This is a genomic window from Streptomyces sp. NTH33, from assembly GCF_003236365.1.
Taxonomy (GTDB): Bacteria; Actinomycetota; Actinomycetes; order Streptomycetales; family Streptomycetaceae; genus Streptomyces.
Genome location: NZ_POTZ01000191.1, coordinates 1 through 12,484, shown reverse-complemented (window position 1 = coordinate 12,484; position 12,484 = coordinate 1). Strand labels below are relative to the sequence as shown.

Sequence of the window (12,484 nt, the reverse complement as noted above, 5' to 3'; positions counted from 1 at the left end):
ACCACCGACGGCATCCACGACCCCCACAGCAGCGACGACATGACAGTTCGTCACTCCCACCAGATCGCCGCCCCTATGCCCCACCAGCGAAAACGCAGTCCTCACGTCCGGAAAGACAACAGCTTCTTAGGCGGGTGCCAGCTCGGCCGCAGGCGACGGGGTACGCAGCATTGGATGCTCGCCCATGAATCCTTCCAGGACAGCGAAGCCTTCGGTCAACTGCAGGCTGTACGGTACGAGTGCCTCGATCGCCGCTTCCTCCACGTCCGGCAGTTGCTGCACGTGGTCGGCTGTGAGGCGGCCGGCGGCAAGCAGGTCCCCGCTGTGTGCCTTCACCTGGCGCAGCGCGAACAGGGCGTGCAGGCGCCCGAGAACCGCCCGGGCCTGCGGATCGGACGGCCGTCCAGCGGCGACGAGGAGGGCTTGCGCCGCACGGCGGTGCACGTGTGCTTCGACAAGGTTCAATGCGGGCGTGACGGTGCCGTTCCAGCGCGCGAGGGGGTCTCCGCGGCGGCCGCCGCGCAGTCGGCTGCGGGCCCGACTGTGCCAGATCCGTTCGACATCGGCCAGCAGGTCCTGGAGATACCCGGGGTCGTCGAGAGTGCGGCCGGCGGGCGGCACTTCGGAGGGCGGTGCCGGGGTGAACCCGCCGAGAAGCATCTCGCCCGCGGCCTTGACCCAGATCACGCGGTTGTCGCCCTCTGCCGTGATCGTCCCCTCGTTCGCGGCCAGCTGGAAGGCGATGCCGTTCGAGAGCAGTAGGCCCTGTGCGCCGCACCGTTCCCGGCACTCCGTCATCACCGAGCGGGCCTGCCAGGTGATCCACGCTTTGGCCACGGCCGCCAGGCGCTCGGTCTCTTCCTGCTCGGCCCCTGCTTCGCCTGTCCACTGCCTTACGACGTCGCGGTGCAGCAGCGTCGCGGCGTAGGTGGTGGCAACAGCTGCCAGGAGGGGGGCGTGGTGACTGCGGTGCTCGATCAGCGGGACTCTGCGACTCGTCGTCATCCCCGAGGTGAGCCGCAGATGGGAGTGCCGCATCGCGACGGCCAGGGCGTGCCGGGTCACACCGAGGCTGTAGGCGGTCATGCACAGCTTGCCTGCATGGACGCGGCGCACAGACTGGAGGAACCTCTTGCGTGGGTTGCCCAGAGAGCTAGTGAACGTGCCGTCACGAGACAGGCGGCCGTGCTCGCCCTGCAACAGCGCTTCGAACGGCAACCGCACCTGGTGGAAGTACGTGGCGCAGTGGTCGACGGGCGCGCTCGCCGTCTGTGGGAGGGGCCGTACTACCACGCCCGGATAGTGGTGGCCAGCACTGTCAGTCAGGGGAGTAAGGAAGAGGAACACGCCGTGGTCGAGATCGTCGACGACCAGGCGTGCTGCCACAACGGCGTTCTTGGCGCCACCGGTTGAGGAAGTGTTCGGCATCCACTTGCAGGCGCCGGGCGTCGGCGTGTGAAGTATGAAACCGTTCGTCTCACGATCGAAGGTCGCGGTTGTCTCCAGCGACGCGGCGTCGTTGCCGTGGTCCAGTTCGGTGCAGAGGAACGTGCCGATGCGGTCCATGCGGGCGTACGCGGACAGATCTCGTCCATCGGTGTCATGGTCCACCAGGCTGCCGATGTGGAGGTTCCAGTGGATGCTCGCGATGGTGGCCATGCCGGCGTCCACGACGCCGGCCCACTCGTGCATCGCGGTGAGGGATTCTATGTCGGAGGCGAGTCCGATCGGGTTAGCCACTGATTCGTTGACCAGGCGCAGTCGCTCGTAGGACAGCGCCGTCCGTTCATGCGGGCTCAGGCCCTCCTGGAAGCTGAACCGCGGATCGCTGAACAGGGACTTCCAGGGCTGGTGGATCTGCTCTGCATGAGGCCCGAAGAGGATCCGGGCAAGGCCCGCCGATATACCCCGGGTCCGGGGAAGTTGAGTAGCAGTCACGGCTTGAAAGTACTTGAAAGTAGTGGAGTTGATTGCTCCGCACGGCGTGATGATCAACACGATTGGGCTGTTCGGGAATGTGGAAGATGCCCAAAGTCGCCGCGTTGTGAGCAACGTAGCTGGGGACGTCGAGTGATCCTTGACGGTGGCCTGGCACCGGTCGTCGACCTCGTCAAGTTGATCTCGGGCACGAGCCAGGTCCCGCCGCGCAGGACCTGGCTGCAGGCATCGAAGCCGGTACGAAGTACCCGCCCCAGGGGGCGGGGACGACGTCACCGGTGACGCGTAGTGCCTCCCAGAGCGGGTGGTTTGTCCTGCAGGTGAACTCATGCGGCGGAGAACTGGGATGATGCCGCACCATCTATACCAATCGCTGTGGTCGCGTGGAGCTCCTCCGCGGAACCGGGCGGCACCGCTACCGCCAGGACTTACCCTCCCGCTCCTCTGGCTCTACGCCGCAGGGAACGATTCCCGTCGCATGCCGACCTCTACACGCGGAAAATGTCGAGAAAGGTACTCCAGAATCCCTTTCTCGCCTTTTTGACCTCAGGGTGTGGTGAGGGCGTCACGGGCATGTGGGACGGGGCGGTCGTGGTCTGCGGGGTGGTTTGTGCGGGGGTATGGAGTGCGGCCACTCGGGTGCCGGGGGTCGGTGTGAAGCGGACCGGCAGCGTCGCCAGGGCCCGGTGGAAGGGGCCGGGCCGCCACTGCAGCTCCTCGACCGAGACATCGAGCGCCAGGTCGGGCAGCGCGTTGAGGACGGCCTCGATCGCGGTCAGGGAAATCACTGTCGCCGGGGACTTTGCCGGGCAGGCGTGCGGCCCGGCGCCCCAGGCGAGGTGAGCCCCCTTGCTGAGGGACTCGCGGGCGGCGCCAAGTGCGGGGTCGGAGTTGGCGCCCCCGAAACTGATCATGAGAGGTGTGCCGGCCTCCACTCGGACGCCGCCGAGGTCGACGTCACGCAGGGGGTAGTGCGTGGCGTAGTTGGCGATGGGCGAGTTGTTCCACAGGACATGGTCGATCGCCTCTTCGGGCAGCATGCCCGCGCCTCGGCTCGAGGAACCGGACAACAGCAGGAGCAGGGCGTTGCCGATCAGGTTCCGCTCAGGCTCCACGCCGGCGCCCATCATCATGACGAGCTGGTCCTTCAACTCCTCGTCGTTCAGGCCGGCGGGGTGCTGGATGAGCCAGGAGGTGACATCGTCGCCGGGCTCGCGCCGCTTGAGAGCGATCAGCTCCATGAGGCAGGCCGTGATGTCCTCGCTGGCCTTCAGGGCGTCCCTGCCGTCGAACATCGCCGACATGGAGGTGGTGAGGCGATCACCGATACCGGCCGGGCAGCCGAAAAGCTTGTTGAAGAGCAGCAGCGGCAGCAGCTTGGCGTAGTCGTTCAGAAGATCGGCGCGGCCGCGTTCACTGAACTGGTCGATCAGGAAAGCAGCGATGGGCTCGGCGTCCCGGCGGATCCTGCCGATGTTGAGTCGGTCGAGGCTGTCCGTGACGGCCTTACGCAGCCGGAGGTGGACCGCCCCGTCGGTGAACATGGCGTTGGGGCGGAACGCCATCATCGGCACCACCGGACTGTCCAGCGCTATGCGGCCCTCCATGAGGGCCTTCCAGTGCCGGGCGTCCTTGCTGAAATCGGTCGTGTTCTGCAGCACGCTCCGCGCCGTCTGATAATCAACGACGAGAGTGGCATCAACCCCGGGGGCGAGTTCGACCGGAGCCGCCGGCCCCTCGGCGCGCATCTTGTCGTAGGCGGCATACGGATCGGCGGCGAACTCCGCCGTGTGCATGGGGCACCGTGCGGGGGCGCCCGGCGCGGCTGGTTGCTGACTGTCCATGGGATCGGATCCTTTGTGGGCCCGGCGTCTTTGCGGTCCGGGCGAGTGGAGGAGCAGGGGGTGGGCGGCGGATCAGGCCGTGCGCACAAGGAGATGCTTCACGAGCGTGATCAGCGACCTTACTGACGACGCGCGGTCGCGGGCATCGCAGTACGAGACAGGGGTGTCGGGCAGCAAGTCGAGGGCCTCACGGATCTCAGCTTCGCCATATAGGACATCGGTGAAGGAGTTGACCGCGATGGAGTACTCCAGGCCGTACTTCTCGACCAGCTCGATCACCGGGAAGGAGTCGGCCAGCCGTGCGGGGTCGACCAGGATCAGCGCTCCCAGCGCCCCGCGGGCCATGTCCTCCCACAGCTGGACGAACCGCTGCTGACCGGGCGTCCCGAAGAGGTACAGCACCACTTCGTCGCCCAGGGTCAGCCGCCCGAAGTCCAAGGCGACCGTGGTCGTCACCTTGTCCGGTGCACCCGCCAGGTCGTCCACGCGAGCGGAAGCCTGGGTCATCCGCTCCTCGGTGCGCAGCGGGGGAATCTCGGAGAGCGAGCCGATGTAGGTGGTCTTGCCCACAGCGAAGTGCCCCACCACGAGGATCTTTGCGGCTGTCGTCACCAAGCCCGAGACGTAGCTCGGCTCAGGCATAGAGGCTTTGAAGTCCATGCAGCACCTTCTCGATGACGAGTCTCGATTCAGACTTGGCAGGTGGCGGCGCAGAGCGGCGCAGCAGATGGCCTTGTTCCGCTAAATCCGTCAGCAGCAGACGGGCAACACCGACCGGCAGGCCCAAGTGCGCGGCCACTTCCGCCACGGCCAGGTATCCCCCCGCGCACAGCTCCCAGATGGCGCGTACTTCTGGGCTGGCACCTAGCGGCAGTTCCCGGTCGGGCGCCAAGGTGACGAGCATGTGCAGGGAGAGGTCGTCGGCGGAGGGCAGGCGCCGGCCGCCTGTGATGACGTAGGAGCGGACGAGTTCGCTGGAGACTGGAGCTTCCTCGCCGGGAGCGCTCATGCCTCAGCACCAGCGCTCTGACGCGGTTGGGTGCTCAGTGCCCGGCCCAGCGCGGCTACCTGCTGCTGCATGCGGATCGACATGACCTCCATGTCGACGTCCAAGGCCGCGGAGACTGCCATGTAGGCTCCGCTGCCTGCCGCGATCAGGAAGATCCAGCCGCCGTCGTACTCGAGCAAGGTCTGCTTCCAGATGCCCTTACCGCCTGCCACGAACCCGGCGACGGCGCGGCTGAGGGACTGCATCGAGCTCATCGCCGCGGCGTTGGTCTCGGCCTCGTCTCGGGGGATTTCGCTGGAGCGCTCCAGGAGCAGACCGTCAGCGGAGACGAGGATCGCATGCCGGGCACCACGGACGCTGATTACGTCGTCCAGTACCCAGGACAGGTCGGGCTTCACTGGTCTTCAGATCCTTCCGTGATGGTCGTGTCCCGCCCGCGGACGGTTCCGCGTGCGAAGGCAGTGAGGCGTGTCGCGGTGGCGGTCACGTCACTGTGCTCCGGCACCGGCACCGGGTCCGGCTCGGCTGCCAGCGATGGTGCAGGCGGTACAACTGCGACCGCACGGCGGCGCTTGGGCAAACCGCCTGCCGTCGTCCCAACGATGGCCACCGGTGCCGTGACGGGCCCGCTGCGCGGCGACCCTTCAGTCGCAGTGGTGGAGCCGGTCTCGACTTCAGGTGCGGGGACATCGTGGGTCAAGAGAGTCTCCGGTAGGAGGATGACCGCGCGGACGCCGCCGTACGGCGAGACGGAATCGACGGAAACCTTGAACCCGTACCGGGCAGCGAGCACACCTGCGACAGCGAAGCCGACGCGCGGCGGGCTGCCCAGGCTGGTGATCGACACAGGGCCCTGCGTGTTCAGCAGGGCGGAAGCGCGCTCCTTCTCCTCTGCGTTGATACCCAGACCGGCGTCGTCGACGATCAGGCACACACCAGTCGGAACGGCCTGGATGTTGATCTCGACGGGCGTGCCTGGCGCCGAGTAGTTCGTGGCATTGTCCAGGAGCTCGGCCAAGACGACCGCCACCGGTTCCACGGCGGTGCTGGCAACTGCGACGTTGACCTGGCTGTGGATCCTCACCCGGTCAAAGAGCTTGATGCGGCCCTGAGCGCTGCGCGCCACGTCAAGGACAGGGGCTGCGCGGTCACGTCGGCCGAGCCAGCCACCGCACAGAGCCGCGATGCCCTGAGCCCGCCGGCCGAACTGGCTGTTGGTGTGGTCGATCGTCATGAAATCCGCGAGGATCTCGCTGTCGTTGCCGTACTTCACTCGGGCCAGATCGCTGATGACGCCCTGCTGCTCATCAGCCAGGACCTGCAGGCTACGCATCCAAGTACGGAGAGCGGCCTTAGTTTCCTCTTCGGCGTCGCTGCGGACCTGCGCCAGATCGCGATCGTACTCGGACCGCAGAGTGGCGCTCTCGTTGGCAAGCCGTTGGCGCTCCGCTTCGAGACGGCCCTGGCTTGCGTGCAGATCGGCGTTCTGCTTCCGGAGCGCCAGATTGGTTCTCCGGGCGAGCATCACTGCGAGGACCGCAGCGATCAGTACTCCTAGCAAGATCCACAGTAGTGGATCCTTCATCAATGAGGTCATGAGACTCTCTTCATGTCGCATCGCGGGGGTATATGCGGGACCGCGCGGCGGTGGCCGAAGTCGCGGACCCAACGCCGCGCTGCGGGCTCACACGCGGACCAACGGCTACTCCTTCGCGGTGGGCAGCAACTATCCCCCGTGACACGCGCATGACGCAGCGTCAGCCTACTGAAAGCCAGATGATCTTAACAGCGGGGCATAGAGCAATCCTCCATCTGGCGCGTTGACTTGACAGCACATTAGGTGAAGGTCTAGCCTCGAAGTTTCGTGACGGTCCGCCGACGTAGTCGGCGGGCCGTTCTCGCGCGGCGGGCTGAGGCTGGGCAGGACCCAGGCCCGAGTGTCGCCTCGGGGTGGCGCCGGGTTCCACTGTTCCGGGTGTTGAGGTGCTGTCGTAGGGACGGGGAATTTGTCGGTCAGCCGGGGTCCGGCAGCTGGGTGAGCCGGTCGAGGGCGGCGGTGATGTGGCTGGTCCAGGGCCAGCGCCGGGCCAGTGCCGGGCCAGGCGGAGGACCCGCCGGCGGCCGGTGGTCACGAGCTGTCCGGCCGCGGTGAACAAGCGGAGCCGCAGGCGTCGGGGCTCCCAGAGCCTGGCCTTCCCGGTCAGCGCGAGCATCGGCATCCAGGCCAGCAAATCCAGCGCGATCTGCACGATCTCCAGCCAGATGCGGTTCTGGGCGGTGTGGTGCAGGGGGAGGTTCCGCAGCCCGGTGGCCCGGGCGGCCCGGATGCGGTCCTCGACCCGGGCCCGCAGCCGGTGACGGAGCTCGAGCTCGGCGATCGGCCGGCCCAAGGTGTTGGTGGCGAAGCACGTCAGCCGCATGCCGTCCGCGTCGGTCAGCCTCAACTGGGCCCCGGGGTGCGGCCGTTCCTTCCGAACGATCAGCCTGTGGAGTACCAGAAGTAACGCATAGCCTTTGAACAGGTACTTTGCAACCCCGGTCGATCATGGCAGGCTCGGACTGCATGGCGTTGCGCGTGCTCTACCTGGTCTTCCTGAAGCTTCTCGGGCTGCTCCTGCTGTTGTCGCGATCGGAGGAGGCCAAGAACGTCGAGCTGCTTGCGCTGCGCCACGAGGTCGCGGTGCTGCGCCGCCAGCTCGGCGCCCGGCCGCGCCTCGCCTGGCCGGACCACGCCGTGCTCGCAGCTCTCGCCCGACACCTACCAGGCAGGCTGCGCCGGCACCGCCTGGTCACCCCCGGCACCCTCCTGGCCTGGCACCGACGTCTGCTGCGCTGGAAATGGAAGCAGAAACCCGCGCGCACCGGCCGACCGCCGATCCCCGAGGAGCTCACCGCCCTGATCCTGCGCCTGGCCCACGAGAACCCCACGTGGGGCTCGACCCGCATCCAGGGCGAGCTGCGGCGCCTCGGCCGCCGAGTAGGCGCCTCAACCATCCGGCGTACCCTCCGCAGCGCCGGCCTCGGTCCCGCACCCCGACGCGGCCCCAGCGCGGGACCCACGTGGCGCGAGTTCCTCCGCGTCCAGGCCTCTGGGCTCCTGGCTGCGGACTTCTTTCACGTCGACACCGTGACCTTGAAGCGGCTGTACGTGTTCGCGGTCATGGAGGTCGGCACCCGCACCGTGCACATCCTCGGCGTCACGGCCCATCCCACTGCGGCCTGGGCCACCCAGCTCGCCAGGAACCTCATCGCCGACCTCGGCGATCGCGCCTCCGGCTTCCGCTACCTGCTGCGCGACCGCGACAGCCGCTACACCCAGGCGTTCGACGCCGTCTTCACCGCCGACGGCATCGAGATCTTGAAGAGTGCGCCGCAGACGCCGCGGATGAACACCCACGCGGAGAGGTTCATACGCACCGTACGAGCCGAATGCACCGACCGGCTGCTGATCTACAACGAGCAGCACCTGCGGCACGTGCTCGCCGAGTACGCCCGCCACTACAACTGCGGACGGCCGCATCGCGCGCTGCAACTTCGCGCCCCTGCCGACGATCCCGGCGTCATCCCGTTCCCGCGCAGCGGATCCAGCGCCACGACATCCTCGGCGGGCTCATCCACGAGTACCGCAATGTGGCCTGACGAAGGTCACGATAGCTGGCGAACACGCAAGTCAGTACACGTGCGGGACTTCCTACCAGCCCTGCAGCGCTGCAGGTCACCATGCCTGTCCGGCCGTGGTCGGGGGTCTGACATCCCCCTATGCGCCTCTCGCAGCCGACTCCCAGGACAAGAAAAGGGAGGGTGGGGCGGACTGTGGCTGGCGGTCGGCGCGGTGGGGGATCGCTCGATCGATTGGCCGCCAGTGTTGGGATGTGCTTGTTTGCGTGATCACGTCTGCTTCACCTGCACCGGCCATTCTCAGGCTCAAAGCTCGACAGCTGAGGAACGGTGCAGCATGAGTCCGATATCACGCCGCGATGTGTTGAAGACGACGGCAGCGGTGACTGCCCTGGGAGCCGGGCGTCTTGCCCTGGGGCCCCAGCCCCTCGCCGCAGCGGCCACCACGGACGGCGCCGCCGCACGTCCGGTGTCCATGGCGATGCACATCCACGCCTCCTGGAGCGAAGGCGCCGCCAGCATGCACGGCCACCTCGACCAGGCGACCCGCGCCGGCATCGACGTGCTGTGGTGGACCGAGCACGACTTCCGGATGGCCGAGCACGGTTATCCGAACCTGGTCCACATGGACGGCCCCGCGGAACAGGTGAACGGGGTGGCATGGTCGTGGGCCGAGAAGCGCGAGGGGACCCTCGCATCGTCGCGGGTCCTGTGGGACAAGGCGATGGCCTCGCCCGGCGACGCGTCCACACCCGGGTCGGTACGACTCTCGGCGACCTCGGCCGGCCGCGACGCGGCGGCGGCGAGGATCGCGGCGAGCGCCGCGAACACCGTGTCCCAGCGGTCCCTGTACGACCAGACCATCGAGGTCGACGTCTTCCCCGCCGAGGTGTCGCCGCACGCCTGTCTCGCCGTGGTGGTCACCACGAGCTGGCGTCCGGCCACCGCGGGCCGGCCCGCCGGCAAGTACACGCTGACCTACCTCGTGGACGGGACCCAGGGCAAGTCCCGGAGCCGGTCCGGGCTGAACGCCGTGGTACACCTGCCCGCCCGGCAGGGACGGTGGAACACGCTGCGGATGTCCCCGGCCGAGGACATCGCGAGGTTCTGGCCAGACCTGGAGAACCGCGACGCCGCGATGCTCTCCCTGACCCTCGGCGCGGTCAGCGAGAAGGAGCGTCCCGTCGACGGATGGTTCGACCTGCTGCGCATCTCCCGCCCGGCACGCTCGGCCGACGACTCCCTGCGGGTGCAGGCCGCGGTGATGGCCGGCTACGCCGCACGGTTCCCCGCGGTGCGCCAGTACCAGGGCCTTGAGGTCTCCCTCATCAAGCCCACGCACGTCAACTGGTACGGCCCCAAGATCACCATGCCCACGTTCGCGAAACCCCGGCCGGTCGCCGACCCCGACCCGGCAGCCGCGCTCGCCGTCATCCAGATGATCCACTCCACCGGCGGTCTCGCCTCCTACAACCACCCCTTCGGCACCGGCCGCCCCGCCGAACTCACGCCCGCGGGGCAGGACGCCCTTCGCGCGGCGGTCGCCAAGACCGTCCTCGCCGACCGGGCCATGGGCTGCGACATCCTCGAGGTCGGCTACCCGAGCCGCGGCGGAGTCGACCTCGACCGGCACTCACAGCTCTGGGACGTCTGCTCGCGCAACGCGCTGTTCCTCACCGGCACCGGGGTCAGCGACGACCACTCCGGCCAGAACTGGCTCGGCCAGGAATCCAACTTCGTCACCTGGGCGCATGCACCCAGCCGCGACCTGGACGACCTGCTCGCCGCGCTGGCCGCCGGACAGGTCTACTTCGGTGACCCCGCACGCTTCTCCGGCGTCGTCGACCTCCTCGTCGACGGGGCTGCCCCCATGGGCTCCGTCACGACGTCGACGGCCGCCACCCGTACCGTGCGCGCCATCCTCACGGGCCTCCCCGCCGACGGATTCGTGCGCGTCGTGCAGGGCACGGTCGACCTCGCCGGAGTGGCCAAGCCCGAACCCGGCACCACGTTCACCGACATCCCGGCGTCCTCGTGGGCCAAGGGGTTCGTCGACCTGCCCATCGACACCAGGGCGCCCCGGTTCGTGCGCGTCGAGGTACGGGACCGGACCGGGCGCGCCATCGCCCTGTCCAACCCCGTCTGGCTGCTCCGCGACACCCCCAACGGAGGCATCCCCGCGGCACGATGCGTGCGCTGACGCGGTTTTCCCGCGGAGCGTCTTCGGGACGCGGTCGGTCCCACCGGCGGCACAGGCGTCGGTGGGACCGGCCGGGCGCCGCCCGGCAGGGTGCGGGCACGGGCGACGCCTCTGCGGTCGCGGTCCACGGCGGCGGCGCGGCCGAAGCCGATCCGGGGCGCGGCGAGGCCCATCCCCTTGGCGAAGGTGCGGGCCTGTGCAAATGCGTTCCATGGCGGCGAACAGGCTGTCCGCGGCTTGTTCGGCAGCGTCCCGTTCCACGGGCAGGTCGAAGGCGCGGGCCGGCTCGGTGAGCAGCGGAGCGCCTTCCTGAAGGACGCCGAGCTCGCACATCCGTTCGCTGGACCGGACTTCGGTCACTTGAACTCCCCCTGGTTCCCGCTCGGTTCGGGTCGTGGCCCGGAAGCGCCATCCAAGCCGACGGCGAGCATGCAGGAAGAGCTCGCCGGCCGACCACTGATAGACGACGGTCCCGTTGTCCTCGCCGGACCCGGAGGGCCGCTGGGCAGTCGAGGCCCGCTGTTCCTCAACCGCACGGGTCCCTACGGTGGCGCAGCATGGCGGCGGTCGCCTATCACCTGGCCTCGTACGGCTTCAGAATGGCTGCACAGGCCGTGACCTGGGGCGACGCCCCGCGGGGGCTGCGCTCGCAGAGCGCTCGCCGAGCTTTGTCAGCGGGGCCGATCCGGCACCATCAGACCTTGTGCTCGTACGAATGCTCTACCTGATCACTACGCGGATCTTCGCGTGGCTGGTCCTGCTATGCCGGTCCTCCGCCGCGAAGGAGGTCGAAATATTGATCTTGCGGTACGAAATCGCGGTGCTGCGCCGCCATGGCGCGGCCCCGCAGCCCGCCTGGCCGGACCGGGCGCTGCCGGCTGCACTGGCCCGACTCCTCCCTCGGGCGCTGCGTGCGCACCGGATCGTCTCCCCGCGCACTCTGCTCGCCCGGCACCGGTGGCCGGTCAAGAACAAGTGGAGGCAGCCGACGTCACCGGGCCGTTCGCCGATCCCCGAGGAGCTGTGCGACCTGATCGTCCGGCTCGGTGCCGAGAACCCCCGCCGGGGGTTCCGCCGCGTTCACGGAGAGCTGCGACGTCTCGGGCACGAGGCCGGCCCAACGACCGTCCGCCGTGTCCTGCGCGCAGCCGGCCTCGGTCCGGCTCCTCGCCGACACCCTGCACGCGGCGAGTGGACCGCGTTCCTCAAGGCCCAGGCGCACGGACTGCTCGCCACAGATCTCTTCCACGTTGACACCATCGGACTGCGGCGGCTGTATGCGCTATTCGTCATGGAGGTCCGTACCCGCACGGTGCACATCCTCGGGGTCACTGCGCATCCCACCGCGGCCCGGGCCACCCAGCAGGCCCGACAGCTGATGTGGCAACTTGGTGACCGCGCCGGCAACTTCACCCACCTGGTCCGCGACCGGGACGCGAAGTTCACCGCCGCGTTTGACGGCGTCTTCGCCAGCGAAGGCATCACCGTCGCCAAGATCCCTCCGCACAGCCCGAACTGTAATCCCCACGCCGAGCGGTTCGTCCGCTCAGCACGCGAGGAGTGCACCGACCGCCTGCTGATCTTCGACCGCGGCCACGCCGAGAAGATCCTCCACGACTACGCCCGCCACTTCGACGCGCACCGGCCCCACCAGGGCCGGAACCGGCTCGCACCCCTCGACGACCCCAACGTCATCCTGTGCCGTTCGGATATTCGTCTCTGCTGGTCAAGCCGCGTATCTGTATTCGGGGAGTGTCATGAATCAGGTGTGCATCTCCCCGAAGGAGTCACCTGATGAGTACGACGATGGATCACCTGATCGAGACCATGGACCGCGTGTCGCTTGCCGTGGCCGGCGGCAGTGTTCAGGGTGCC

General features: G+C 68.2%; 8 protein-coding genes and 2 pseudogenes. 2 read left to right on the top strand and 8 right to left on the bottom strand.

The features are described 5' to 3' along the window. Positions 1–126: 126 nt before the first annotated feature. From C1I97_RS19100 to C1I97_RS19070, 8 genes and pseudogenes are all read right to left on the bottom strand, one after another. Positions 127–1,938, bottom strand: a complete 1,812-nt coding sequence (locus C1I97_RS19100; RefSeq protein ID WP_111004428.1) for an acyl-CoA dehydrogenase family protein — start codon at positions 1,936–1,938, stop codon at positions 127–129. Positions 1,939–2,117: 179 nt separating this feature from the next. Then, positions 2,118–2,268: pseudogene (locus tag C1I97_RS41580) on the bottom strand (cytochrome P450); the annotation flags it as partial. Between the two features lie 158 nt (positions 2,269–2,426). After that, positions 2,427–3,782 carry a cytochrome P450 gene (locus tag C1I97_RS19095; protein ID WP_258382638.1) on the bottom strand — a complete coding sequence of 452 codons (1,356 nt, stop codon included), beginning with the start codon at positions 3,780–3,782 and terminating at the stop codon, positions 2,427–2,429. A 72-nt stretch (positions 3,783–3,854) separates the two neighbouring features. Further along, a complete protein-coding gene (locus tag C1I97_RS19090; RefSeq protein ID WP_111004426.1) occupies positions 3,855–4,442 on the bottom strand; it encodes a GTP-binding protein in 588 nt (195 codons plus the stop codon). Continuing rightward, complete coding sequence (locus C1I97_RS19085) at positions 4,417–4,791, bottom strand: DUF742 domain-containing protein (RefSeq protein WP_111004425.1); 375 nt, start codon at positions 4,789–4,791, stop codon at positions 4,417–4,419. The genes C1I97_RS19090 and C1I97_RS19085 overlap by 26 nt, the downstream gene beginning before the upstream one ends. After that, complete coding sequence (locus C1I97_RS19080) at positions 4,788–5,189, bottom strand: roadblock/LC7 domain-containing protein (RefSeq protein ID WP_111004424.1); 402 nt, start codon at positions 5,187–5,189, stop codon at positions 4,788–4,790. Before C1I97_RS19080 ends, C1I97_RS19085 begins: the two co-directional genes overlap by 4 nt. After that, positions 5,186–6,388, bottom strand: a complete 1,203-nt coding sequence (locus C1I97_RS19075) for an ATP-binding protein (RefSeq protein WP_111004423.1) — start codon at positions 6,386–6,388, stop codon at positions 5,186–5,188. Before C1I97_RS19075 ends, C1I97_RS19080 begins: the two co-directional genes overlap by 4 nt. A 416-nt stretch (positions 6,389–6,804) precedes the next feature. Beyond that, positions 6,805–7,277 (bottom strand): annotated as a pseudogene (locus tag C1I97_RS19070) (transposase); the annotation flags it as partial. A gap of 77 nt (positions 7,278–7,354) precedes the next feature. Here C1I97_RS19070 and C1I97_RS42495 point away from each other — a divergent pair. Together C1I97_RS42495 and C1I97_RS19055 are read left to right on the top strand one after the other, a co-directional pair. Next, positions 7,355–10,609 carry an integrase core domain-containing protein gene (locus tag C1I97_RS42495; RefSeq protein WP_309147809.1) on the top strand — a complete coding sequence of 1,085 codons (3,255 nt, stop codon included), beginning with the start codon at positions 7,355–7,357 and terminating at the stop codon, positions 10,607–10,609. Positions 10,610–11,312: 703 nt separating this feature from the next. Beyond that, a complete protein-coding gene (locus C1I97_RS19055; protein ID WP_258382636.1) occupies positions 11,313–12,404 on the top strand; it encodes an integrase core domain-containing protein in 1,092 nt (363 codons plus the stop codon). Positions 12,405–12,484: the final 80 nt, after the last annotated feature.